Source organism: Enterococcus sp. DIV0756, assembly GCF_051710745.1.
GTDB lineage: Bacteria > Bacillota > Bacilli > Lactobacillales > Enterococcaceae > Enterococcus_A.
In genome coordinates this window covers 2,057,390-2,082,119 of record NZ_JBIOLF010000001.1, presented here as the reverse complement: position 1 = coordinate 2,082,119, position 24,730 = coordinate 2,057,390, and the positions used below count along the sequence as shown (strand labels likewise).

Sequence of the window (24,730 nt, the reverse complement as noted above, 5' to 3'; positions counted from 1 at the left end):
ATCGTATTTTTGTATTCTCTGGCGATAGTATGACTATCGTCTTTTTTTGTCTTAAAGCTATGTAGGAGAACTAGCAGAATTCTTATAGGTGAAACAATTATTTTCGAGGCAGATATCTTTGAATAAAAAAATGAATGAGACGCAGATCTTAAAAAGAGGAGAATGGTGTATGCTATCGGAAATAATCGTTTTACTAAAAAAGGAGAAGAATAGGACATTGGGAGAGAAACAGATTTATGAATATTACAACTAACGAAAATCGCCCAGTTGAATCAATTGCTCAAATTACAGCTGTGTATAAAGACTTATTTGAAATTACAGGTAAACAAGGACAAGGACTAGCGAAAGTCAAACGGGGTCACTATGATCATAGACAAGAGAACTATCCAATTACAGGGGATTATGTAGCCATTGATTGGCGAGGGAAGGATCAAAGTATTATCTTGAGTACGTTACCGAGGACCTCAGTGTTATCACGGCTAGATTCTTTCAATGAAAAAGAACAAATGATTGCGGCGAATTTTGATTATATTTTTATTTTGCAATCGTTGAATCATGATTTTAATCTACGACGCTTGGAACGATATTTAACGCTTGCTTGGCAATCTGGCGGAATGCCAGTTGTATTGCTGACCAAAGTGGATCAAACGAATAACGTCTCTGACCAACTCAGAGCCGCTCAAGAAATTGCTTTAGGAGCGAAGGTTCACGCAATCAGCGGGAAAACCGGCGAAGGAATTGCCGAATTGAAGTCTTATCTTCAGCCGGACAAAACAATAGTCTTCGTTGGTTCCTCGGGCGTCGGGAAATCTACGCTAATCAATCGTCTAATAGGCAAGGAAGTAATACGAACGCAGGAAATCCGCGAAAAAGATGGACGCGGTCGCCATACAACGAGTCATCGTCAGTTATTTGAGCTATCAAATGGAGCGAAATTGATAGATACTCCGGGAATGCGGGAAATTGGCCTGTGGGATGTTACCTATGGAATGAAAGAAAGCTTTGCGGATGTTGAGGCTTATTTCGGGCAATGCAAATTCAGAGACTGCCGTCATCAAAGCGAGCCTGGCTGTAGGATCAAAGAGGCCTTACGGAATCATGAACTTTCTCCGGAACGTTGGGAAAGTTATCTCAAGCTTCATGCCGAAGCGAAATATACCAGTGATAAAACTTCCTATTTACGAGAAAAAGAAATTTGGCTGAAGGATATTAGTAAGTTTGCTCGTCAAATCAAGAATAATTATCAACATACTGCTTGTACCGAAAGTTTTATTTGTCAAGCATGCGGAATGCCGGCGAATCCAGAAAATGCAGGAAGTCACCATCGCAATCATTGTCCCCATTGTTTAGTTAGTCTCCATGTAGACAATCGTCCGGGTGATCGTTCCTCCATGTGTCGTGGTCGGATGGAGCCGATTAGTATCTGGTCCAAGGCAGATGATGAATGGGCGATCGTTCATCGTTGCCGAGATTGTGGAGTATTGAAAACGAACCGAGTCGCTGCAGATGACAATCAGAAGCTGCTTACTGAAATTGCAGAAAAAGCAATGAAGCATCCACCGTTTAAATTAGGCTAAAAAACTCCGCTCAGACGTGAATCTGAGCGGAGTTTTCGCCTATCAAATGGAATCATTAGCAGCAGAAGAGAAAACAATATGGGTTGAGGGAACGCCGAACCGCATCGTTGCATCGACGAAATTTTCCAGTTCCTCCATATTTTCAGCAACTACCTTTACAAGATAGCTGTAATGACCTGCAATGCGATAGTACTTTAAGACCATTTGTTGACCTGAACAAAACTCGCGAAACGCTTTGCAATTCACAGTTTCAAATAAAATGAACGCGGTAATGTTTTTCCCCATTTTCTGATAATTGATATTGATCGTGTACTTTTCAATAATCCCTAACTCTTCCATTTTAATGATCCGTTCTTTTACAGCAGGTGAACTTAGGGCTACCTGTTGAGCGATCTCACTATATGGCGCTCGAGCATTTTCCTTTAGTAACTGCAGTATTTTCTTATCTGTTTCGTCCATTAGAAACCAACCTTTCAAATGTTAAGTAATTTGATCAAAATCCTTTATTAAGTAAAGCAAATATACTGAAATGCTTTAAAAATGACCTGTCGATTGAAGTAGTTATACTTTATCATAAATGAAATGAAAAGGAGGAAATCAAATGAAAAGAGTTCTATTATTATTAGCAAATGGGTTCGAATCTTATGAGGCGAGTGTTTTTACCGATGTCTTTGGCTGGAATCTCTATGAAGGCGATCAGTCAACCGAGCTTGTTTCTGTTGGGCTGCATCCCGTTCTAAATTGTACTTGGGGATATTCATGCATTCCGATGGCTCAGCTTAATGAAATTGATCTAAATGAGTTTGACGCGTTGGCAATTCCAGGTGGTTTTGAGGAAGCAAATTTCTATGAAGATGCTTTTAGTGAGAGATTCTTGGCAACAATTCAGCATTTTGACCAACGACACAAACCCATCGCAGCGATTTGCGTTGCCAGTTTGGCCGTTGCTAAAAGTGGTGTTCTGAACGATCGTTTAGGCACCACGTATCGTTTTGAAAACAATCCTCGACAAGAACAAATGAAAGCGTTCGGGGTACTTGTTCAGTCAAATGAACGGATTGTAGAGGATGGCAACATTATTACTTCTTCATCACCCGAAACGGGGTTGGATGTTGCGTTTCGTCTGCTAGAGATTTTGACAGATAAAGAGAATACGTTAGCGATCAAAAGAAAAATGGGCTTTACTAGCTAGAAATTAGAAAAAGCTCGCAGTTTTGGGCAATTTTAGCGAGTAATCGAAAAATCCTTTATGATAGACTTAACTTGAAGTTGACTTGATATAGGGGGAACTAAAGTGAAATTTAAAGGACCAATGTTGGTGGTCAAGGATATGGACAAGGCCAAAAAATTCTATACTGACGTGATCGGCGTACGAGTGATTGCTGATTTAGGAGAAAATGTGACATTAACAGGCGGACTAGCGCTGCAAACAGAAAGCTCGTGGTCAACGTTTACGAGTTGTGACACAGATTTCTTTCGTTACCATGGCAATGATGCTGAGATGTATTTTGAAGAAGAAGATTTTGATGGCTTTTTAGAGAAAATTTCAGCGTTAGACGTGGATCGTGTCAGTGAAGAGTTGGAAATGCCTTGGGGGCAAAGAGTTGTGCGTCTTTATGATCCAGATAAGCATATTGTTGAGATTGGTGAAGATCTGAAGGTTATGATGAAGCGTCTGCACGCTAAGGGGTTGACTGTAGAGCAGCTTTCCGAGAAGACCTATCTGTCGATAAAAATGGTGGAACGGATGCTGAAATAACCACCAGATACTACAAAGAAATTCACTAGATGATTAAGCGAGCTGAACAATAAAATGAATGAAGTAAAGTTTCCTAGCTAAAAACTTTACAATTGAAAAGAAGTACTATTGAAGGATTGCTAATTTGAAAGTATGGAAGAATTGTTAGTATCTATTCTTCATTAAAAGGAGTAAATGACAAAATTTACTCCTTTTAGTTATTGATGGCGTTCGTAAATTATTATCTCTTACATCGTTAGAAAACCTAAAATGATGGTACCCTTTTTTACTCCTTAGAGAGTATCTATTTATAGAAATGCAGTTACTAAAAAACAGATCGAGCCTATCAATGCTAAGGGAGTCATTACATATTTTTCTTTTTTACTGAAAGACATCAGATTCATAACGGTATTTAGCAGAAAATAAAAGCCAAAGAAGATACAGATTCCGCGGGCTATTGAGAAGGGAATATTTAATATGATCAGTTCTCCAACATATAAAACACTAGCAATGGCAATAACCTGAAAAAGCAGCGCACTTCCGCTGATAAAACGCATTTTTATCGGCAACACTTTGTATTTCCCGCCCATTGTGAATTCACCCAAAGGAAAACCTAATGTAACTAACAGTGTCAATACCGCTATCACTCCAAAAATCATCGCCCCAACAATCGAAAACAGTTCCATTTCTATTCCTCCTAAGTCGTTTTTATATTACTAATAGTAACAATACTAAAAGAAATGTTCAAGAGGTTTAGAAAAAAATATTTTCTTTTTAATTGACTCCCACGTTACGTGTGACTCTATACTATAAATAAGCTAGCAAAACAAAAGGAGATCACAACGATGTTTAAAATTGGAGAATTCTCAAAATTATCAAATACGACCGTACGTACACTGGATCATTACGCTGCTTTAGAACTGTTAAGACCCAAAAGAATCGATCACGAAACCAATTATCGTTATTATTCAGCGGAGCAACTGAATCAGCTCAATCAAATTAAACTGCTGCAACAAACAGGCTTGCCGTTAAAAACCATAAAAGAAATCATAGATGCAAATGATTTGAATTTTCTAGAAAAGCATTACGATCTTCAAGAGAAGAAATTGCAGGAAGATTTAGATGAACTGTTGAAAAAGCAGCGAATGGTATCTTTGCTCAAACAAACGATGAAAGAAGGAAATACTATGACCTATCATGTAGTTGTAAAAGAACTTCCAGAAAGAAAGGTCCTTAGTGTTCGTGAGGTGATAGCGGATTATACATTAGAAGGTGTCTTGTGGCAAAAATTACAGCAAAGCGCAACAGAGGTTAACGCAAAACTGACTCACCCTCCAGTAAATATGACGCTTTTTCATGACGTCGAATACGTCGAAAAGAATGCGGATGTAGAAGTTCAAACTACTGTAGTTGGGGAATACCCTGAAGTCCAAGTAGCAGAATATAAGACGATGCCTGCTTTCATTATGGCGTCCGTGACCTTTAGCGGCAGCTTCGATCAAATGCCGAAGGTCACACAAGCAATTGGTGAATGGCTAGAGGTTAATGAGTATAAAATTGCTGGTCCGATGATTAATATCGGACATGTTTCGCCTGGGGATGATCCAAATCCTGAGAATTGGGTGACTGAATCAGGTTTCGTGGTAACCAAGTAAACAATTGAGAGGATAGTCGGTTAGTTGTAAAAAACAGCTGCCTGCTTTTCTAAAAGGAGTTTAAGTAATGAAACAGATGATTGAAACATTTACACCTACTGGAGGGCAACATTGTATCACGAATGCACTGAAGCAAGTATTTTCGTATTATCACCATTCCGTTTCTGAGGCGCTGCTTTTTGGGATGGGAGCCGCGTTGAACTTTTCCTATATTAATCTGTCCCATTCTCCAATGATTTCCGGTAGAACGAAGCCTTTTGAATTTGAACAGAAACTGGCTAAACGGTTGAATATTCAAATCAACTGTCGTCGACCCAAAAATTACGATATCGGATTTGCAAAAGCAAGGAAAATGCTGCAACAAAATCAACCAGTCATCATCTACGTAGATATGCCTTTCTTGAAGTATTTAGGCATGAATCAAACAAGTCATTTTGGCGGGCGTGCGATTGTTCTATTTGGTTATGACGATGAGCAATCGGTTTTTTATGTGAGTGACCGCGATCATTCTAAGTTTCCGATTCCTACGCCAATAGGTGAACTTGCCAAGGATTATCATGTCGTTGGTTATCAAGAACTGGAACATGCACGAAATAGCAGCTTTCGACCATTTCCAGCGAATAACAAATATTTGGAATTCGATTTTTCAGGCTATCGAGCACCAAATACCGAGACGGTCATCGCGGCTATTAATGAAACCTGTGAAGCGATGTTGCAGCCACCTGCAAAATTATTGGGAGTGGATGGGATAGCAAAATTTTCGCGAGAAATTATTAAATGGCGCACTTTTGATAAACAGAAGCTGAAGACTGCGGGAATGACAAATTATTTTCAAATCAGTAAAGATGGTGGAACTGGTGGTGGGATCTTCCGTAAGCTTTACGGTGAGTTTTTAATAGAGGTCGAACCATTAGTCCCAACTATAGGCATCAAAGAAATCGGCTATCGATTCATTCATCTAGCGGAAGAATGGGATCGACTTGCGGAACGATTTTGGAAACTAGGAAATACAGGAGATTCAGGCCTGTTAGGTTCGATGAGTGAACAAATCACCCGGTTGGAAGAAGGTGAGAAAGAGGCGTTAAAAAGGCTACAGATGATCATTAACGATGAGAAAAGTTAGACCAAATGAAAGTTTCATTTGGTCTAACTGTCTCTTTAATTCAAGTAGGATAACTGTTGAATCAACGTATTCATGCGATATTCTTCGATTTTTCTACCTAAGCTAGATAATTTTTTGGCTGTAGGGATATCTTCCAGTACAAATAGTTTTTCCTTTGGAATGATCGGAGTGGTAAAATTTGTAACATATAAATCCGATTGGAGTGAGTCTGGCGCTACTTCAGAATAAACTTTGTTAGGCTGAACATCCAACAAAACTTTCCCATGGTAATTTTTCTCAAGATAGTAGGCCAAGAGCTGGGCATGTTTTGCGCCTAAGTCGCTACAAACTTCGGTAGAGACTGGTTGACGTAAATTATCCAATTGTTGTGGAAGGTCATCCCAGTAAATAAACAGCTTAAATAAAATAATATGAAAATACATTGAATACCAAGGAAAGCGGCTCTTTGCTTCTTGATCCTTTAAGGTTTTTTCTAGTACCTTAGTGAAAACAGCAAAATCTCTTTGAATCGTCAAGCTACTATATAATTCTCGGTTATAAGCAATATATTTTTCGTACGGATACGTCTTATAGGATGTGTAAATAGATTTCAAAAACAGAATGCAATTTGTATGACTTTGTTCGGGAATACTGATTCCTAAGGCGTTAACCATTAGCGCAAGCATTGAATCACAGAGTCGTTCGATGCGCACTTCTTCTTCAGGATTATCCCAAGCGAAATCATACCAAAAAATGGATTGGATTAAATCATTTTGGCCTTTTTCAGTGATGGGTAAAGAGAATTGTGTCATTAGGTCCCTAACCATGGCTAGATAGTTTTCCAAATGAGGAACGGGTAAAGAGCCTCTTTTCGAAGCAGTGAAAAAGCCTTGTTTTTGACGAATCAAGCTGACGGCGATTAAAAAAGCGAACTCCGTTTTTTGCAGAAAATTTAATTCCAACTTGAACTGTTGATTGAAGCGATCAACAATTGCGAAAATCATTTTTTGGTCTAACTCAAAAGGCCATTCATAGACGTCATAGACCTCTAAAAAATATTCAGCCATAAAAACTCGGACATGTTGTTCATCATCACCAATAAGTGTGAGATTATTGCGGTCGATTTGCAGACCGCGTTTTTCTAATCCGTCATTCAGTTTAACAATCCGTCGATACAGGCTGGAGGAGCTGAGAAAGAGTTCTTTTTCCAAGTCGGTCCGTAAAATTCCTGGGTGAAAGAAAAGAATTTCTAATAATTGAAAAGTAGGGGATTCTTTCAGAATATCCGAAAAGATCTCATGCACCGTATGATTGTCTTTTTCAGTCAGATGCAGATCTCCAGAACTATTTTTTTCTATTTGAACGATGTCGCTCCATTGGTCTTCAATCTCTAAACAATCACTTAAAACAGTTTTAGGGACGGCATCTACTTTTTTGGCTATTATTTTTACAGGGATGTAATTATTTGTAGTTCTTAGAAGCTCAATTAGTTCGATTTGACGATTATTCGTAGAAGATAAGGCATGTCTCATAGTAGACCTTCTTTCAATCGATTGATACTATCAGTATAAAGGAAAAAAGCTGATCTGAAAATATTTTAGAAAAAAGATTGTGAAATATTCTACTAACGGAGAAGACTTCACGTGTTTGTGATGGCATACTGAATTTATTACGTAAAAAAGGAAGTGTAAAATGACTCAATCTATGAACGGCTTTAAGTTGAAAGTTATTGCGATTTTGGCAATGCTGCTAAATCACGTCGGCAGTGGTTTTAGCCTTTATGAACATTCGAGTGTTCTCTTTTTCATGACTGAGTTTATTGGGAAATTGACTTTTCCAATTATGGCCTATTTATTAGTTGAAGGATCCTACTATACCCGCGATCGTAAAAAGTACGCAGGTAGAATGGCCCTATTTTGGCTGGTCTCGATTTATCCTTTTTATATGCTTTTTGGAAGCAATCCTTCCTTCCGACCAATTGAATTTGTCAATAATATTTTTTTTACCTTACTAATGGGCTTATTGTTGATGATGGCCTGTGAAAAAGTAACATCGCCTATTTTAAGAAGGCTGCTGGTTCTTTTCTTCTCACTAATAACTGCCGTATCTGACTGGTCTCTAGTTGGTGTGCTAATGATTTTTGGCTTTTATAAATGGAGAGGAAAAAAAGTGGGAATATGGTTGCCGATTGTATATACAACAGGTTTCTTAACACTTTTGTTTGCCTTAATGTATTTCACTGACAGTCAAGCGGTTCCGCTCTATCAAGTCTTTACTGGTTTGGGTGCACTAATGGTCATTCCTTTGCTTTTCGCTTACAATGGGGAGAGAGGCTATTCGCCTAAATGGGTAAAATGGGGATTTTATGGGTTTTATCCGATACATCTAGTTTGTTTAGCAATGATTCGCATGCTGATTCAGTAGATTAGTGGAGGTGTCTATGAATTACTTCATTCGAGAAATGAACGTCTCAGAGTATCCGCTTTTGAGAGAATTTTTGTATCAGGCGATTTATCAACGTGATCCAGCAAATCCTATTCCTAGATCAATCGTTGATGACCCGGATATTGAGTGTTACATTCGCGGTTTTGGCGAGTATCAAACGGATCGTTGTTTATGTGCCCAGATGAATGACAAAGTCGTTGGAGCAGTTTGGGTCAGAAATATTTCCGGTTTTGGCTCGATTGATGAACAAACACCTGAATTTGCGATTTCGCTTTTGCCCGAATATCGTGGACAGGGGATTGGAACCGCGTTGATGGAAGCAATGATAGAAAAATTAAAAACAGAAGGCTATACCAAAACGTCTTTAGCCGTTCAAAAAGACAATTACGCACTGAGTATGTATTTGCATGTTGGTTTTGAAATTGCTGCTGAAAACGAAGAGGAATACATCATGGTCTATCTGTTGAATTAAAAAACGACAAACAATCAAGTTCAACTTGATTGCTTGTCGTTTTTAGGTTGAAATCATTCGATAGTTGTCGATTAGAGAAAAGAATAGCCACGGAATGAAAGCAATAAGGAGTGTTGCTGTCAGCCAGGCACTATCTAGAAATTCACTAAAATCAAGATTCAAATTCAAGATTTTGCTGATCAAAAAAAGCATTAGAAAAAATGCTGTTGAAAGGATCGACGAAGCGAAGAAGAACGTTTTTCCTCTTTCAACTTTTATAATAGAAAGTTCTTTCGCTGAAGGCTTTTCATTTGTAAAGTTTTGATCGAATATTCTTTCTTTTCGAGATTTTTTCAACACCGTCTCCTCCTCTAACATTTTCTCTAGTTTAACGAAAAATAAGACTGGTGTCGTCCAACTTAAGTATGATTGTTTACAGTAATAGGAGATAAACAAGGATCGCGAGGAGGCATTTTCTTTTTCCAGAATATACGCGAAAAGGCTAATCTGTTTTGATAAAGTAGTCAATAAATTAAAAAGTACAGCCAAATAGTCCGATGCTTTGGCTGTACTTTTCTTATTCAAAAATGAATAGCTCTGTAACTGGTGTTTCGACAACTTTTGCGATATCCAACGCTAACTTTAGCGAAGGATTGTACTGAGCTTTTTCTAGGCGCATGATTGTTTCGCGGCGAACCCCGACTAATTCGGCCAACTGCTCCTGAGTCAGTCCTTTTAACATACGGTACTTTTTTAAATGACATTCAAATTTTACATTCATTATCTAAGCCTCGGTTTCAAATCGATATAAAAAATACTTGCTGAGAAAGAGGACGATGCCATAAATCAGTGACATTGAGCTTAACATAAAGATCGCACACCATTCAAGATTCCAAGACAGCATGCCGCGAGCGATTGCCCAAATGGCTAAAAATAATAGCACAAAACCAATTTTATACGCCTTTAATTCCGCTTTTCTTTCATTTTCCTCATAGAGCTCATCCTTTAAGGTATCGGATAATTTTCCTTCAAAATAGAAACCAAAAAATCCGAAAAAGATAAAGAAGAAAAACGGCGAAATAATGCCTGCTTGGCTATAGGTCCAAAAACCAAAAAAGCCAAAAAAACCAGCAAAACCAAGTAAACCTAACAGAGGGTGAATCTTTCTCGTCCGCTTTTTTTCCAAGGGTTTATTCTGCCAGATTGCCGTGAAAACTGTTCCTGCTAAATAAAGGACATAGACGATTGTAAGAACTAGAGCGATCCACATAGGCAGATCGTTGATTTGAAAGACGTATTCTGAAACCACTGTCGGTTTTATTAAGCGGCTATCATTGAATAAAACTGAATGAACGGAGGCTGCCCCTAACACCAACGCACAAAGAATCCCTGTTAAAACCAATTGTTTTATTTTTTTCTTTTCCATTTTAAACTCCTCCAATGTGATGTTTTTGTCTCTTTATGAGATAAATATATCACATAAAAAAAGAAAATCAATAGAAAAGAGATAAATAAGTCACTTTTTTGGTTCGACTGGTTCTCATTCATTTAACTGTTTGCGTTCTAACGGGTATGCTGATGAGAGATCCAATACCTGTTAAAGGATTACTTTAAGCCGAGGGAGCGATTGTAAAGGAAACAATCATGAGTTCTTTACTTTGGTAAGTTTTTTAGTGGAATACGTTCATTTTGAACGGTCTATTCTGAATCAGCTATTCATTTCTTCTTTCAAATTCTCTAAGGTAATGATCGTTTTTGTTTCACCAACCCCGCGAACTTGTTTTAATTTCTTCGATAGAAAATGTTCCAATTGAGGAATATCTGCTGTTGCAACCTTCAATAAATAATCGTATTCACCTGTAACCTTATGGCATTCCAAGACACAGGGATAGTTTGCAATCGTATTTTTAAAGTTGCTGGTGTTGCCTGTCCGATCGATTTTGACTGAAACAAAGGCAAGAAGGGATTGCCCGCAATGCGTTCGATCAATTTTGATCGTGTATTGCTGGATCACACCAGAGCTTTTCAATTTTTTTAATCGTTCGGTTACTGCTGGCTTGGTTAATCCTACTATCTCACTAATTTGACTTGAAGGTTTTCGACTATCTTTTTTTAGAATATCCAGAATTGCTAAATCTATTTTATCCATAGAGCTGCTCCTTTTTTTGAGTAGTATCGTACAACTTCTATGCTATCAAACAACTAGGTCTAATTCGAATTCAACTTAAGGTCAAAAATTAAAAAGATTTGGTACTTTCCATTTGTTAAGTAATTACGTTAAAAACTTAACGATCGGAAAGTTAAATAGAAGTTTACTTGGCATATGGTCGCTTAAAAGGGAAAAATTTAATCTTGGGTTAATACTTCGTGTACATTCCAGAAAGCTTAATTCGTTATAGTTGCTTTACAACATAAGGGTTGGGAGCGAGTGATATGTACTGGAAAATAATCAAAAATGATATCCGCGAGAGCAAATTAATTACGGCAACAACGACGATGTTTGTCACCATAGCTGCTGTGTTAGTGGCATTGGCAATGATTTTGAGTGTGAATCTGTCAGGTTCGATCGATACACTGATGGAGAAAACACAGTCTCCCCATTATATGCAAATGCATACCGGGAATTTAGATAACGCGCAGTTAGCTAAATTTGTAAAGAATAATGGGAATGTGTCTGCTTATGAGGCCTCAGAATTTTTAAACCTGAGCGGAACGGACATTGAGATTGGCGGGCACAGTTTTGCAGATAGTGTGGAGGATAACGGTCTTGCCGTCCAAAATAAAAAGTTAGATTTCTTTGTGGACATGGAAAATCGTCCGATTCAGCCGAAGCCCGGTGAGCTTTATGTCCCTGTTGCTTTCAAAAAACAAGGCTTTGCTAAAGTCGGAGACAAGGCAATGATTGCTGGAAAAGAATTTACGGTTACTGGTTTTCTACGAGACGGGACAATGAATTCACAGATGGCTGGTTCGAAACGTTTGCTGTTGCATCAAAAGGATTACGATGCCCTTTTTTCAAAGGGGCGCTTGGAATATATCATTCAATTTCGTTTGAAGGACCCTAGTAAGCTAAATCAATTTGAAGCGGCTTATAAAAAAGCAGAGATAGGCGTTAACGGCCCCAGTGGGTCACATCGCTTATTCAAACTAGGAAATGCAATGTCTGATGGGGTTCTGATTGGCATTCTATTGTTGATTAGCCTACTGGTCGTACTGATGACCTTTATGTGTATTCGCTTTACCTTGTTGGCAAAAATTGAAGAAGATTATCGAGAAATCGGTGTCATGAAAGCCATTGGCCTGCAAATCAAGGAGATTAAGAAAATCTACTTAGCTAAATATGCAGCACTTTCCATTTTAGGTAGTCTGCTAGGTTATTTGCTTTCTGTACCGTTAAGTTATTTATTGTTGAAAAATATTAAGCTTTTTATGGGGGAAAGTGCGAATGAAGGACTAAGCTGGTTTTTGGCATTTGCTGGAGTCATTGCAGTGATGCTGTTAATTATTGGTTATGTTTATCGCTTGTTGAATCGTTTCAAAAAGGTTTCCGCGGTGGAGGCGATTCGTTTTAGCGCTGCGAATGAGAAGATCAACACGAAAACACAGGTCAATCTTCGCAAACGCCCACTGTTTTCTGTCGATACACGGTTGGGAATCATTGATATTATGAACCGCAAAAAGATGTATGTCACAATGCTATTTGTTTTTATCTTATCGACCTTTATCATGATTGTTCCGGCGCTAGTTTATCATACAACGGTTTCAGAGGACTTTGTGGAGAACATGGGATTTAGTCATCAGGTGGATATTGGTGCCAGCTTGTATCAGTCGACCAATAACGTGAAGTATGAAAAGAAACTGACAGATTATTTGGAACAGGACCCAGATGTCGCAGACTTTAGCAAAATTGTCACGAAGAATTTTGCTGTAAAGGCTGCTGGTACGACTGAAAATGTTTTATCGGTTGAACTAGGTAATCATCAAAAATTTCCAGTGGATTATTTGAAGGGACGAGCACCGAAGAAACGAAACGAGCTAGCCCTCTCAACGATCAATGCAGAAGAATACAACAAAAAGATCGGCGATTCACTCGTCTTGATTCGTAATGGAAAAGAGCAGCGATTCACAGTCTGCGGAATCTATGCCAATGTCTTTAACGGCGGTAAAACGGCGAAAGCAATCTTCGAGGATAAGGAAGCAACAAGTATTTGGACGGATATCTATATCAAATTAAAGGATTCAGAGCAAACTGAGAAAAAAATGACTCACTATAAGAAAGATCTGCCGTTTGTCAAAATGAATAACGCGCGGGAATACCGAGACCAAACGTTCGGTTCAACGATTCAGTCCATACTGCTGATCGCTCTAGGCTCATCATTGGTGGCGCTACTGATTACTGGACTGATCACTTCCTTATTCATGAAATTATTATTGGTGAAGGATAAAAAGGAGATCGCCACGTTGAAGGCACTAGGCTTTACGAATCAGCGGATCAATCACCAATACCTGTCTCGTAGCTTAACGGTATTACTCATTGGCCTAGTGACGGGAACATTTTTAGCCATGTCTGTTGGTAAAGGGATGTCTGGACTCATTGCTGTGGCATTGGGGGGCGTTAGTGTCCAATTAAAAGGCAGTCTCTTGATTTACTTAGGGTGTCCACTCTTGATGCTGGCAACCACTATCATTGCGACGAAAGTAGTTACAGCACAGGCTGGCAAGATTGATATCGCAGAAAATCTAAAGGATTAGAAAAGGACGGAGAAAACAATGGATAATTTAATTGAAGGAACCGCTATTGTTAAAAGCTTTGGTACGGGAACGGAGCAAGTGACTGTTTTAAATCAAGTGTCTATTCAAATTCAGCAGGGACAATTTGTATCAATCATGGGACCTTCTGGTTCGGGGAAATCAACACTGCTTTATGCCATCAGCGGAATGGATGGGATTGATTCTGGAACTGTCCGGTTTAATCAGCAGCACATCACAGCGTTGTCTGAAAAGCAGCTAGCCGATATTCGGCGCGAGCAAATGGGGTTTGTTTTTCAACAGCCAACATTGCTAAAAAACCTATCATTAATCGATAACATTATTCTCCCCAGCATAGGCGCGAGAAAACAAATGGACAAACTAACGAAACGAGCCAAAGAGCTGATGAAAAAAGTTGGTATCCAAAATCTAGAGGATCGAAAAATCACACAGGTCTCCGGTGGGCAGCTGCAAAGGGCTGGAATCTGCCGCGCATTAATGAGCCAGCCAAGCATCATTTTCGGCGATGAACCAACGGGTGCTTTGAATTCCAAAGCAGCGCGAGAAATAATGGGTATCTTTTTGAAAATCAATCGCGAAGGCACAACGATCGTGATCGTTACCCATGATGCTAAAGTAGCTGCGCAAAGTGAACAGGTCTTTTTCATGGAGGATGGACAAATCACAGACAATCTCTATTTGGGAGAATACACTGGCGAAAATCTTGAGGTGCGAATGGAAAAAATTAATGAAAAAGTGTTAGCATCGGAAAGTTAGTAACAGAAGGATTATCGAATCATGGACTATGATAAAATGAGTGTTGACGAATAATTAACTAAGGGTGGTGGCAGCTAGTGACCTATCATATTTTACATGTGGATGATGAGAAGGAAATCATCAAGCTTCTAAAAATGTATTTGAAAAGCGAAGAGGTGACTCATTATGAAGCTGCCAACGGTCGTGAAGCGTTAGCCATTTTAGCGGTTCAGAAGATTGATCTGCTGATCGTTGATATCATGATGCCAGAGATTGATGGCTTTGAATTGATTCGCACTGTCAGGAAAACCAATAACCTTCCAATCCTAGTTATTTCCGCTCGAGTGGAGGCATCAGATCGAATTTTTGGTTTGGAAATCGGGGCGGATGATTATTTAACCAAGCCGTTTGATCCTCATGAAGCAATCGCGCGAGTCAAGGCACTTTTGAGAAGGTACCATTCATTGGGCGTTTCTAACGAGGCTCGAAATGTACGATTACACGTGGGCTCGCTTGAATTGGATACACATGCTTGTACCGCCTATATTTCTGGGCGAGCTATCGAACTGACCGCGGTTGAGTTTCGAGTGCTGAAGCTCTTAATGGAGCAGCCTGGGCGTGTGTTTACAAAGGAACAAATCTATGAGCATGGTTGGCAAGATCCATTAGTTGGCGATAACAATGTTCGCGTGATGATGAGCAAGCTGCGAGAAAAAATCGGCGCGGATCGAATCAAGACGATCAGAGGATTAGGTTATCGTTTGGAGGGCTCTCATGAAACAACTTAGAAATGCGATTATGCGTTCTTTTGTTCTATACTTTTTTGGTCTCTCAATCGTTGGGGATTTGATTGAGGAACTGACGAAGGAAATGGATACTTGGGTATTCAAGAATCAGTTCCAAACAGTTACGCCAATCGTTGCCGGTGTTTTTCAGGTGTTAGCTATCGTTCTTTTTTCATTTCTATTTTACCGCAGCCTAAACAAAAAAATTGGCAAGGAAAGTCAAAAACTCGCCAAAGAACAAAGTACCTTGTTTGCCAACATTGCCCATGATTTAAAAACACCACTGACGAGCATAACAGGGTTTTCGAAAGCCCTAAACGAAGAGGTCGTTGAGCCAGAGGAAATCAAGGAAGTGTCGGGGATTATTTATCAAAAATCGGTGACTGCTAACGAATTATTGGATTTGATGTTTCAATACACCAAGCTGCATTCCGCAAACTTTTCTTTAAATCAACAAGAGTGGGCCGTCAATCGTTTATTAAGAGAAGCGATAGCCGATAACTATGACTTGATCGAAGCTGCCGAAATTGAGCTGGAATTAGCGATTCCTGATGAACCGATTATCAGAAAGATTGATCAGCGAGAGTTTCGGCGAGTCTTTGATAATCTTTTAATAAACGCCTGCAAGCATAATCCGTCTCGCACCAAGCTGAAAATTTCCTGCATTCCACAAGATGGTACTGTAAAAATCAGCTTTGCGGATAACGGGACAGCTATCCCGCAAAAGAATCGGGAGCAGCTGTTCCAGCCTTTTGTCAGTGAGAATGAAACGGAAAGAACTTTTCAAGGCAGCGGCTTAGGGTTAGCAATCGTTAAGGCGATTGTTGAGAAGCATGGCTTTTCGATCGAGCTTTTAGATGATGAGGATTTTACGAAGAAGTTTGTGATTACACTTTAAGGAAAAAACGAATTGACAGCAGAGGCAGAGGATGCTTCTGTTTTTTTGTTTACTATACATTGAATACTGCTTACGGTAAAATGGGAAGAAAATTAAAAGGAGATTAAATATGAAATATGCGAATCGAATGAAAAACCTACATGCCTCAGAAATTCGTGAACTACTAAAAATCACAGAACGGCCCGATATTATCTCCTTTGCAGGAGGATTACCTGCAGCAGAACTTTTTCCAATCGAAGAAATGGCAGCAGTTAGTGCAACTGTTCTGAAAGAGCATGGCGAAAAGGCGTTACAATATTCCACAACTGAAGGCTTTCAACCGTTGAGAAAATGGATTGCCGAACGAGAAAATCAGCGAATCAAAACAAAGCTGACCGAAGAAAATCTGTTGATCACCCACGGTTCGCAGCAGGCTCTTGATTTAGTAGGAAAACTGCTAATCAATAAAGGTGATGTGATCTTGTGTGAAAGCCCCACCTACTTATCGGCACTGAATGTCTTCAAAACTTTCGAGGGACAGGTTTTAGAGGTTCAAACGGATCAAGACGGAATGATCGTTAGTGATTTAGAGCGTCTTTTAAAAGAAACACCAAATGTTAAACTGCTCTACGTGATCCCGACTTTTCAGAATCCATCTGGCAAAACTTGGTCATTGGAACGAAAAAAACAAATTTTAGCGGTCGCTAATCGCTATGATGTCGCGATTGTTGAGGATGCACCCTATGAGGAATTACGCTATTCGGGGGAATTTACACTCCCAATGTTTAGTTTTCCGGAAAGTAAAAATGTTATCCGGACCGGCAGTTTTTCAAAAATTCTGTGTCCCGGTTTGCGGCTGGGTTGGATCGCGGCTGATGTTGAGGTAATTGAAAAGCTGGTACTAATTAAGCAAAGTACGGATCTGCAATGCAATACCTTCACCCAAATGCAGATTGTTCAATTTGTTCAGGAGAATGATCTAGATGCGCATATTGCTCGGCTGATTCAGGCCTATCGCTCACGACGAGACGCTGCAATTTCGGCAATCAAAAAATACTTTCCCGAAAATACGCATTATACTCGTCCTGAAGGTGGTTTATTCATTTGGTTAGAACTTCCGGAACCGCTTAATACAACCGCTTTGCTGGAGAAAAGCTTGGAACGCAATGTGGCCTTTGTCAGCGGGGAATCGTTTTATGCGGAGCACCCTCGATACAATACGATGCGCCTGAATTTTTCATGTATGAATGAAGAAAATATTGAAATTGGCTTTAAAATTTTAGGAGAACTGGTTCATGAGGAGTTGGCCAAATAACAAGACAGAGTTCTCATTCGAGAGGGATTTTTTTATAAGAACGTTATGAAAAGTAAAAATAATGAGGAGGGATAAAGATCGCTTCATGCTATACTTAAAGTAATAAGCTAAGGGAGGGATTTGATGGGTGAGTATGTCAATCTTACGGCGGAAAATGTAGCAAGTGAGCATTTATGCTGCGCGATTTCTGGTAAGAAGCACCAAGAGGGCGTAGACACTAAAAGAGCTTGGATCAGTGAGCAGTTGTCAGAAGGTCATGTTTTTCGCAAGCTGGATGCTAACGGAAAAGTATTTATCGAGTATGCGCCTTTAGAAACAGCATGGGTACCGGTGATTGGTGAGAATTATCTGCATATTTATTGTTTATGGGTTTCCGGCAGCTTTAAGGGACAAGGTCATGGGAAAAATTTATTGAACTATTGTATTGAGGATGCGAAACGTCAAAAGAAATCCGGCATTTGTGTCATCAGTGCCAAAAAGAAATCACCATTTTTATCGGATAAAAAGTTCATGGAAAAAAATGGCTTCAAAGTCGTCGATGAGATTGAGGGCGGCTACCAATTATTGGCACTATCCTTTGATGGTACGGTACCGGCATTTTCAGAGACGGCGAGAAAACAAACCATTGATAATCAAGAATTGACGATTTTCTATGGTCGGCAGTGCCCGTTTATTCCTCATGGCTTGAAGGAGGTAGCGGAATACTGTGAAGAGGAGCAGCTTCCTCTAAACTTGATTCCGGTAGACAGCGTAGAAAAAGCTAAAAAGCTGCCCGGTGTTTTTAACAATTGGGCGGTTTATTATCAAGGAAAGTTTTTGACGGTGCATATGCTGAATAAGAATGTTTTGAAAAAATTATTAGCGAGTCAGTGAGGAAATGAATTGGTAAAATATATTGCCTTGTTACGAGGAATTAATGTGAGTGGCAGGAACAAAATCGCGATGCCGCAATTACGTGCTGCTTTTGAGAAAAGAGGATTCACTGAGGTTACAACGTATATCAATAGCGGCAATGTTCTTTTTTCTAGTGATATTCAAGAGAGAAAGAAATTAATCGATAGTTGCGAAGCGTTGATACTAGAACACTTTGATTTAAACATTTCAGTAGCTATTGTTGCAGTTGATGAATTGGCTGAAGCAATCACACACGCGCCTGATTGGTGGGATCAAGCAGCAGAAACGATCCATTATGCAATATTTATGATCTCGCCAATGACAGTGACAGAAGTTTTTGCGGCGGTTGGAGAAATAAAGCCTGAGTACGAAAAGATCGCACATCATGACAATGTGATTTTCTGGTCTGCACCGCGAAAGACGTTTAATAAAGCTCGCTGGTCAAAAATCGCCAGTTCCACTGTCAATCATCACGTGACAATCCGTAACGCCAATACTGTCAAAAAACTTATAGCAATGAGTAAATAAAAAATCAAGCAGTTTTGCGGCTGCTTGATTTTTTCTTTATATTAACGGTAAAACAGTTTGTTGAATAAAGTCGATTCGATCATAGACATTCTCTTTAAAAAGAGCGGTAATGGCAATGACCAGCTGTTGCTCATGATCAATGTAAATGACGTTACCGCCATCGCCCATAGCTGCGATGATTGGCTTAGTAGGATCGATGATCCACCATAGATATCCGTAATCGAGATGTTCTTGCTCCCAGTGACTGTGTTTTTGCTGCATCTTCTCCAACCAGTCTTTTGTAATCAGCTGTTGATTTTCCCAGTTTCCCTGATTTAAGATCAGTTGGCCAATTTTAGTCATGTCACGGGTTGAAAGCGTTAGGCCCCATCCGCCGGCATTCAAGCCAGTAGTGTCTTCCACCCAGCCGTTAGCGGTAGTTGATTGATTGAATTTCGTTTGATCTCTGGCAGATTTCAATTGAATTGAGTTTGCGACATCGATCCCTAGTGGAGTAAACAATTCTTTCTGGGCAAATTCCAAAACGCTCTGATTGGTTGAACGAGCCAAAACCGCTGATAAAAGGTCTGGTCCGATTAAAGGGGTGTAGTTGAATTGTCCGATCGGCTGTTTTCCTCCGAGCTGCTTTAAAGTAAATTTGGTCCAATCTTTACTAGTGAAATACTTTATATAAGCTAATGGTCCATTTTTGTATTTATACGGTGTGGTCATCGTCAGTAAATTTTCTAAGGTAATCTGTTTCAGGTTGGCATCCTTCGGTTGAAATTCCGGAAAGTAGTCTAAAATTGGACGATCCAGTTCACCGATAGCATCTTGCTCTTGAGCAATACCAATCAATAGTGAAAGGATACTTTTGGAGATTGAATAGACATGGATCTTGCTTGCAGCATTACAGTCATTAAAATACTGTTCATATATTAGCTGGTTATTTTTTTGTATAATAATCCCTGTGATGTTCTCATAGTCCTTTTCGATCCTTTGTTGAATGATTTTGAATTTTTCTTCGTTCATTGTTTTCCTCCATTTCCGAAGGCGCCTTCTATAGTTAGAGTAATATCATTAAAAATCATAATCAAGTGTTATTTTAAAATTTCTTTGAATCGTTTCTTCTTTCTAGTTATGCTTTTCTCTTTTTCTGCTTCAAAAAGGATAAAAGGAAACCAAGAATGCTTTGCTATAGTGAAGAAAAGAAAGGGAGAAATTAGTTATGGAACATCGAATCGTTGAGTTAGAGACTTTTAAATTAGCGGGCTTCAAAAAAGCGTCCACTAATGAAAAACAGCAGGGGATGAAGGATTGTCCGGCATTTTGGAATGAAGTGCTGTCTTCGGGAAAGCATGAGGTACTGCTGCCATTGATCAACCATGAACCTTATGGCTTGATTGGAGCGAGTTTTTACAATGTTGATAAGATGGATAGCAAAAAATTTGACTATTACATCGCTGTCGCTACGACTAGTGACACACCTGTTGAGTTAATCGAAGTTGAGGTGCCGGCAAATACGTGGGCGGTTTTTCCATGTACTAGAGCGACTTCCGAAAAAACTCAATTTGCCATTGTCACTCAATGGGCAACGCAAGCAACAGGCTATGAATTGTTGAACACCGGGTATGCGACAGGCGATATGACTTCTAGTGGACCAGATTTGGAAGTGTATGGTCAAGGCGATGAGGTTGAGATTTGGGTGCCGGTGCGCAAAAAATAATTGAGAGAAATAAGTAATGGTTAGCAGCTTCTCCTAGATATGCTATGCTTAAGAAAGAGAATTTACAGGAGGAGTTTCATGTCAAAAGACCTTGAACGTTTTTCAGCTACCTTGGCGTATATCGAAAATCATTTGTTTGAAGAAATCTCATTAAAAGAATTAGCGAAAAAGGCCTTGCTTTCAGAGTATACCTTCCATCGCTTTTTTACTTATTTAACGGGTTTTTCTTTTTCAACCTACTTACGTAATCGCAGGCTTTCCGAAGCGGTGGACTTATTACGACAAGAAATTCCGATTGATGAGGTCTCTGAGCGATGCGGCTATGCCAACCGTTCAGCCTTCAATCGGGCCTTTTCCAAATTTCATGGAATCACACCGAGTCAGGCAAAAAGGATCAACGCTACAATCAATTTTTTTCCACCAATTCGTTTAGACATTCAGATCAACGGTGGGAAAACACTGAATTATCATATTGAACAACTGCCAAGCTTTACGGTTGTTGGTAAAATGGAGGAGCTTCAGTTAGAAGAGGATTTATTCTCCAAGACTGGAAAGCAATGGGAGCAATTCTTTGGCGATCAGCAGTTACGAACGTTTGCCGAAAGTGAGGCGACTCGTAAAAACTTTTTTGGATTGAAACGAGCACCTTACTTTGCTATAGCCAATTCCAAGCCGGCTAGGTCCAGCTATTTAAACTATTTTACTGGGTTTGTTTTGAACCAAGGCGCTTCGACTGACTATCCCACGCTGGTTATTCCTAAGCAGACCTATGCTGTCTTTGTCAGTGATCCTTATGATTATCGCCAGACGGAAAATGTTTCAAGCGCCTATTATCAATTGCAGCAGCAAATATTTAATACTTGGCTGCCGCAAACCCAGTATCAAAAAATTGATGGACCAGAATTAGAAACTTATGTGTCTTTGGAGGATCGGGCCTGTTTAGAAATTTGGTTGCCAATTGAAAAGTAAATCAATTTTTAAGCAAGGATATGTAAAGTATTCTTGCTTTTTACTTTACGTTTGTAAAGCCGAGCTTTTATAGCAACTGAGATCAAGTTAGTAGATTTCTTTTTTCTTATACTAGAGAAAAGGGGGAATTCATATGAAAACAGCAAGCTGTTTGTGTGGGAAAGTGTCAATTGAGGTAACCGATTTTCAATCCGAAGTGGGGGCTTGTCATTGCTCAATGTGCCGAAAGTGGGGATCAGGTCCGCTTTTGACTGTTGAAGTGGGAACCATTGCTAATATTCGCATTCATTCTGAGCATTTAATTAGCAGATATCAATCATCGGAATGGGCCGAAAGAGGATTTTGTTCGAATTGCGGCGCCAATCTTTTTTATCATTTGCTGCCAACGGATGCCTATAGTATTCCGATTGATTTGTTTGATGATTCGGAAGAAGCACTTCTTACCACCGAAGTTTATTATGATCAAAAGCCTGCCTATTATGACTTTGCGAATGAAACGAAGAAGCTGAGTGAAGCCGAAATCATGCAAATGGTTCAGGAAAAGTATTTTCATGAAACGGATGAATAAATTTTTATTTGGCACTGAAATGATTACTATTCAAAGAGCAAGTTAACTTAGGCACGCTCCCTTAGTAGTACTCCTATAAAATCTTAAGAAATTTTGACGATAGAACGTTTTCATGCTATCTTAAAATTATTAGAAGGAAAGTGAGGGATCACGTATGATTGATTCATCAGTGAAGTAGAAAAGCTGCATTAAGACTGTACCTCTGGAGACTAAGGGAGCAGTGTGCAGATTTTCGAAAAATTGGTGGATAATCCGCGAGATTCCTTTTTTACACATGAAAGGCTTATTTTTTGATGGCTCGATTGTTTAAAAAAATAGCTCGTCGACCCAGTTTTTTCGAGAATAACTGGGTCTTTTTTGGCTTCATTTGAAGTCATTGCGAGGTGTTTATAATGACAAATATAACAATCGATCATTTAACATTTGGGTATGATCAATTAGGAACGCTGCTGTTCGACGATGCAAAATTAACTATTTCAGCGGATTGGAAATTGGGTCTTGTTGGTCGGAATGGGCGAGGGAAAACGACATTGCTAAATTTATTAAGAGGAGAAATTCCCTATCAAGGGAAAATTAATCACCGATTGGAAATGGTTTATTTCCCTAAACAAATAAACGATCCCAATCAATTAACCTATTATGTACTATCAGAAAATGAAGAATTAGAAATTTGGAAAATAGAACGGGAATTGACGTTGTTACAATGCGAGTTAGATGTGCTTTGGCGACCGTTCTCAACGTTATCAGGCGGCGAACAAACTAAAGTCCTTTTGGCGCTGCTATTTTTGGATGATTATTCCTTCCCATTAATCGATGAACCAACGAATCATTTGGATATGAAGGGCCGCCAACAAGTTGCAGAATACCTTCAAAAGAAACAGCAAGGTTATATTTTGGTCAGCCATGATCGAACCTTTTTAAATCAAACCGTTGATCATATTCTAGCGATTGAGAAGAGTCAATTGATTCTTTATCAAGGAAATTTTACAACTTATGAAGAGCAAAAGGCTCAACGGGATGCCTATGAACAGGCGCAAAATAGTAAATTGAAGAAGGAAATCACCAGATTGCAAAAAACAGCGAAGGAAAAAGCAGAATGGTCCTTTTCTCGGGAAAAGGATAAAACCAATAAACCAAAGGGCTTTATCGATACCGAATATCGCCGCGTCAGTCCCGGAGCAATTGGGGCGGATGCTGCTCGAATGATGAAACGCTCAAAAGCAATCGTTCAACGAGTAGACGGACAAATCAGTGAGAAGGAAAAGCTGCTAAAAAATATCGAAACGGTGGATGCACTAAAAATGTCCTATGAACCAAATTATCATCGTCGAATTTTGCACGTAGAGGAGCTATCGTTAAGTTATTCTGGAAAAAACTTATTCAATGGAAAGAGTTTTGAGTTATTACTTAACGAATGTATAGCTATTACGGGAAAAAATGGTAGTGGAAAAACCTCATTGATCGACGCGTTGTTAGGAGAATTTAGCGGAGAGATTAAAGGAACGATTCATCGAGCAAATGGATTAAAAATCAGTCGAGTCCGTCAGAATTATGAAAGCAATCAAGGAACGCTGGAGGATTTTGCAGAAAAAGAAGGATTGAATTATTCACAGTTCTTAAACAACCTGAGAAAACTAGAAATGGAACGGCACGTTTTTGCTAATTGTATTCAAAACATGAGCCTGGGACAGCGAAAGAAGGTTGAATTGGCAAAATCTCTGTCGCAACCGGCACATTTATATATTTGGGATGAACCGTTGAACTATCTCGACGTTTTCAACCAAAAGCAAATTTTAGAAGTACTGCAGCAAGTTAAACCAACAATGATCCTGATCGAGCATGATGAATATTTCGTCAAAGCGGTTTGCGATAAGATAATCAGTCTCTAAGAAATAACCAGCTGAAGAATTCCTTTCAGCTGGTTAATTTTATAAAGATTTACTCAAACGTCGATAAGCAACAATTCCAAAGACATATTGAATGATCAATAGAATGCTCAAGCCGATACACGCATACCTGGAAAATGGGTAAAAATAGTCAAGCATACTTAGAATGGAAAAGATAAAAGTCAGAATCAATTGTAAAAGCATCATAGCTATATAAGCCAAGCGACCGCTTTTATCTCGTAGCATGACCTTACGTTCATCCTTTAATTGAATCGCTTCATTTTGCAGGCGAGCATCATACTCTGCTTTGTGTTTAGGTTTCGTCCAATAATAATATTTTCCGATCAAACGGATACCTGTAGCAATTCCCGCTCCAGTGATTCCCCAAAGCAAAGCTTCAAGTCGGTATTCTGTTGTCAATGCGACAATTAAGCTGATAACACCAACAAAGAAATAAACAAAACCAGTATAAAGCATTGATTTTTTCATTGTTCTTCCTCCTCGTAAATGAAAATATCTTCTATGCTGACATCGAAATAACGAGCGATCTTAAAGGCTAAAAGAATTGAGGGATTGTATCTGCCATTTTCAAGCGAACCGATTGTTTGTCTCGAGACTTCCAGTGAAACAGCCAGTTCTTCCTGTTTGATACCACGTGCTTTGCGCATTTCCTCTAAGCGGTTTTTCATTTCATCACCTCATCTAGGGAAAGTTTCCTTTCCATACTATA

General features: G+C 39.2%; 28 protein-coding genes. 18 read left to right on the top strand and 10 right to left on the bottom strand.

What is annotated here, in order from left to right:
* The first annotated feature begins 236 nt into the window (after positions 1-236).
* On the top strand, positions 237-1,577 hold the full coding sequence (gene rsgA, locus IGI44_RS10095) for a ribosome small subunit-dependent GTPase A (protein WP_438787611.1): 1,341 nt from the start codon (positions 237-239) through the stop codon (positions 1,575-1,577).
* 42 nt (positions 1,578-1,619) lie between these two features.
* Here the strand turns inward: rsgA and IGI44_RS10090 are convergent, their stop codons facing one another.
* Positions 1,620-2,036 (bottom strand): Lrp/AsnC family transcriptional regulator, encoded by a 417-nt coding sequence (locus IGI44_RS10090; RefSeq protein WP_438787610.1) that lies wholly within the window; start codon positions 2,034-2,036, stop codon positions 1,620-1,622.
* Between the two features lie 142 nt (positions 2,037-2,178).
* Here IGI44_RS10090 and IGI44_RS10085 point away from each other — a divergent pair, with 142 nt between their 5' ends.
* Both IGI44_RS10085 and IGI44_RS10080 read left to right on the top strand, forming a co-directional pair.
* Positions 2,179-2,769, top strand: a complete 591-nt coding sequence (locus IGI44_RS10085; protein WP_438787609.1) for a DJ-1/PfpI family protein — start codon at positions 2,179-2,181, stop codon at positions 2,767-2,769.
* A 102-nt stretch (positions 2,770-2,871) separates the two neighbouring features.
* Positions 2,872-3,336: a VOC family protein gene (locus IGI44_RS10080; protein ID WP_438787608.1), complete on the top strand. Its 465-nt coding sequence runs from the start codon at positions 2,872-2,874 to the stop codon at positions 3,334-3,336.
* Positions 3,337-3,623: 287 nt separating this feature from the next.
* Here the strand turns inward: IGI44_RS10080 and IGI44_RS10075 are convergent, their stop codons facing one another.
* The gene (locus tag IGI44_RS10075) at positions 3,624-3,995 is read right to left on the bottom strand and encodes a hypothetical protein (protein WP_438788961.1); all 372 of its coding nucleotides are present in this window, start codon (positions 3,993-3,995) and stop codon (positions 3,624-3,626) included.
* A 165-nt stretch (positions 3,996-4,160) separates the two neighbouring features.
* On the opposite strand from IGI44_RS10075, the gene IGI44_RS10070 reads away from it, so the two are divergent.
* Positions 4,161-4,970, top strand: coding sequence for a MerR family transcriptional regulator (locus tag IGI44_RS10070; protein ID WP_438787607.1), 810 nt, complete (start codon positions 4,161-4,163; stop codon positions 4,968-4,970).
* A 67-nt stretch (positions 4,971-5,037) separates the two neighbouring features.
* Entirely contained in the window at positions 5,038-6,093 is a 1,056-nt protein-coding gene (locus tag IGI44_RS10065) for a DUF4872 domain-containing protein (RefSeq protein WP_438787606.1), read from the top strand.
* 35 nt (positions 6,094-6,128) lie between these two features.
* On the opposite strand, the gene IGI44_RS10060 is transcribed toward IGI44_RS10065, so the two are convergent.
* Positions 6,129-7,604 (bottom strand): helix-turn-helix domain-containing protein, encoded by a 1,476-nt coding sequence (locus IGI44_RS10060; protein WP_438787605.1) that lies wholly within the window; start codon positions 7,602-7,604, stop codon positions 6,129-6,131.
* A gap of 160 nt (positions 7,605-7,764) precedes the next feature.
* On the opposite strand from IGI44_RS10060, the gene IGI44_RS10055 reads away from it, so the two are divergent.
* Positions 7,765-8,496, top strand: a complete 732-nt coding sequence (locus IGI44_RS10055; RefSeq protein ID WP_438787604.1) for a TraX family protein — start codon at positions 7,765-7,767, stop codon at positions 8,494-8,496.
* Between the two features lie 16 nt (positions 8,497-8,512).
* Complete coding sequence (locus IGI44_RS10050; RefSeq protein WP_438787603.1) at positions 8,513-8,989, top strand: GNAT family N-acetyltransferase; 477 nt, start codon at positions 8,513-8,515, stop codon at positions 8,987-8,989.
* Positions 8,990-9,031: 42 nt separating this feature from the next.
* Here IGI44_RS10050 and IGI44_RS10045 read toward each other — a convergent pair whose 3' ends face one another.
* From IGI44_RS10045 to IGI44_RS10030, 4 genes are all read right to left on the bottom strand, one after another.
* On the bottom strand, positions 9,032-9,325 hold the full coding sequence (locus IGI44_RS10045) for a hypothetical protein (RefSeq protein WP_438787602.1): 294 nt from the start codon (positions 9,323-9,325) through the stop codon (positions 9,032-9,034).
* A gap of 220 nt (positions 9,326-9,545) precedes the next feature.
* Positions 9,546-9,749 (bottom strand): helix-turn-helix transcriptional regulator, encoded by a 204-nt coding sequence (locus IGI44_RS10040; RefSeq protein ID WP_438787601.1) that lies wholly within the window; start codon positions 9,747-9,749, stop codon positions 9,546-9,548.
* 3 nt (positions 9,750-9,752) lie between these two features.
* Positions 9,753-10,394 carry a DUF3796 domain-containing protein gene (locus tag IGI44_RS10035; RefSeq protein WP_438787600.1) on the bottom strand — a complete coding sequence of 214 codons (642 nt, stop codon included), beginning with the start codon at positions 10,392-10,394 and terminating at the stop codon, positions 9,753-9,755.
* 282 nt (positions 10,395-10,676) lie between these two features.
* Positions 10,677-11,117, bottom strand: coding sequence for an Lrp/AsnC family transcriptional regulator (locus tag IGI44_RS10030; RefSeq protein WP_438787599.1), 441 nt, complete (start codon positions 11,115-11,117; stop codon positions 10,677-10,679).
* Positions 11,118-11,401: 284 nt separating this feature from the next.
* Between IGI44_RS10030 and IGI44_RS10025 the strand changes: the two genes are divergently transcribed.
* The 7 genes from IGI44_RS10025 to IGI44_RS09995 all read left to right on the top strand — a co-directional run bounded on the left by IGI44_RS10025 (position 11,402) and on the right by IGI44_RS09995 (position 18,872).
* Positions 11,402-13,720 (top strand): FtsX-like permease family protein, encoded by a 2,319-nt coding sequence (locus tag IGI44_RS10025; protein ID WP_438787598.1) that lies wholly within the window; start codon positions 11,402-11,404, stop codon positions 13,718-13,720.
* A gap of 18 nt (positions 13,721-13,738) precedes the next feature.
* Positions 13,739-14,494, top strand: a complete 756-nt coding sequence (locus IGI44_RS10020) for an ABC transporter ATP-binding protein (protein ID WP_438787597.1) — start codon at positions 13,739-13,741, stop codon at positions 14,492-14,494.
* 77 nt (positions 14,495-14,571) lie between these two features.
* A complete protein-coding gene (locus IGI44_RS10015) occupies positions 14,572-15,261 on the top strand; it encodes a response regulator transcription factor (protein ID WP_438787596.1) in 690 nt (229 codons plus the stop codon).
* Positions 15,248-16,156: a sensor histidine kinase gene (locus tag IGI44_RS10010; protein WP_438787595.1), complete on the top strand. Its 909-nt coding sequence runs from the start codon at positions 15,248-15,250 to the stop codon at positions 16,154-16,156. The genes IGI44_RS10015 and IGI44_RS10010 overlap by 14 nt, the downstream gene beginning before the upstream one ends.
* A gap of 109 nt (positions 16,157-16,265) precedes the next feature.
* Positions 16,266-17,450 (top strand): PLP-dependent aminotransferase family protein, encoded by a 1,185-nt coding sequence (locus IGI44_RS10005; protein WP_438787594.1) that lies wholly within the window; start codon positions 16,266-16,268, stop codon positions 17,448-17,450.
* 123 nt (positions 17,451-17,573) lie between these two features.
* Positions 17,574-18,323 carry a GNAT family N-acetyltransferase gene (locus IGI44_RS10000; RefSeq protein ID WP_438787593.1) on the top strand — a complete coding sequence of 250 codons (750 nt, stop codon included), beginning with the start codon at positions 17,574-17,576 and terminating at the stop codon, positions 18,321-18,323.
* A gap of 9 nt (positions 18,324-18,332) precedes the next feature.
* Positions 18,333-18,872: a DUF1697 domain-containing protein gene (locus IGI44_RS09995; RefSeq protein WP_438787592.1), complete on the top strand. Its 540-nt coding sequence runs from the start codon at positions 18,333-18,335 to the stop codon at positions 18,870-18,872.
* Positions 18,873-18,908: 36 nt separating this feature from the next.
* Here IGI44_RS09995 and IGI44_RS09990 read toward each other — a convergent pair whose 3' ends face one another.
* Complete coding sequence (locus IGI44_RS09990; protein ID WP_438787591.1) at positions 18,909-19,883, bottom strand: serine hydrolase domain-containing protein; 975 nt, start codon at positions 19,881-19,883, stop codon at positions 18,909-18,911.
* Positions 19,884-20,079: 196 nt separating this feature from the next.
* Here IGI44_RS09990 and IGI44_RS09985 point away from each other — a divergent pair, with 196 nt between their 5' ends.
* The 4 genes from IGI44_RS09985 (at position 20,080) to abc-f (ending at position 24,003) form a co-directional block, all read left to right on the top strand.
* Positions 20,080-20,577 (top strand): GyrI-like domain-containing protein, encoded by a 498-nt coding sequence (locus tag IGI44_RS09985; RefSeq protein WP_438787590.1) that lies wholly within the window; start codon positions 20,080-20,082, stop codon positions 20,575-20,577.
* 78 nt (positions 20,578-20,655) lie between these two features.
* Positions 20,656-21,546: an AraC family transcriptional regulator gene (locus tag IGI44_RS09980; RefSeq protein ID WP_438787589.1), complete on the top strand. Its 891-nt coding sequence runs from the start codon at positions 20,656-20,658 to the stop codon at positions 21,544-21,546.
* 133 nt (positions 21,547-21,679) lie between these two features.
* Positions 21,680-22,114 (top strand): GFA family protein, encoded by a 435-nt coding sequence (locus IGI44_RS09975; RefSeq protein ID WP_438787588.1) that lies wholly within the window; start codon positions 21,680-21,682, stop codon positions 22,112-22,114.
* A gap of 392 nt (positions 22,115-22,506) precedes the next feature.
* A complete protein-coding gene (gene abc-f, locus IGI44_RS09970) occupies positions 22,507-24,003 on the top strand; it encodes a ribosomal protection-like ABC-F family protein (RefSeq protein ID WP_438787587.1) in 1,497 nt (498 codons plus the stop codon).
* A gap of 39 nt (positions 24,004-24,042) precedes the next feature.
* Here the strand turns inward: abc-f and IGI44_RS09965 are convergent, their stop codons facing one another.
* The gene (locus IGI44_RS09965) at positions 24,043-24,489 is read right to left on the bottom strand and encodes a hypothetical protein (protein WP_438787586.1); all 447 of its coding nucleotides are present in this window, start codon (positions 24,487-24,489) and stop codon (positions 24,043-24,045) included.
* Complete coding sequence (locus IGI44_RS09960; RefSeq protein WP_438787585.1) at positions 24,486-24,689, bottom strand: helix-turn-helix transcriptional regulator; 204 nt, start codon at positions 24,687-24,689, stop codon at positions 24,486-24,488. Before IGI44_RS09960 ends, IGI44_RS09965 begins: the two co-directional genes overlap by 4 nt.
* Positions 24,690-24,730 lie beyond the last annotated feature (41 nt).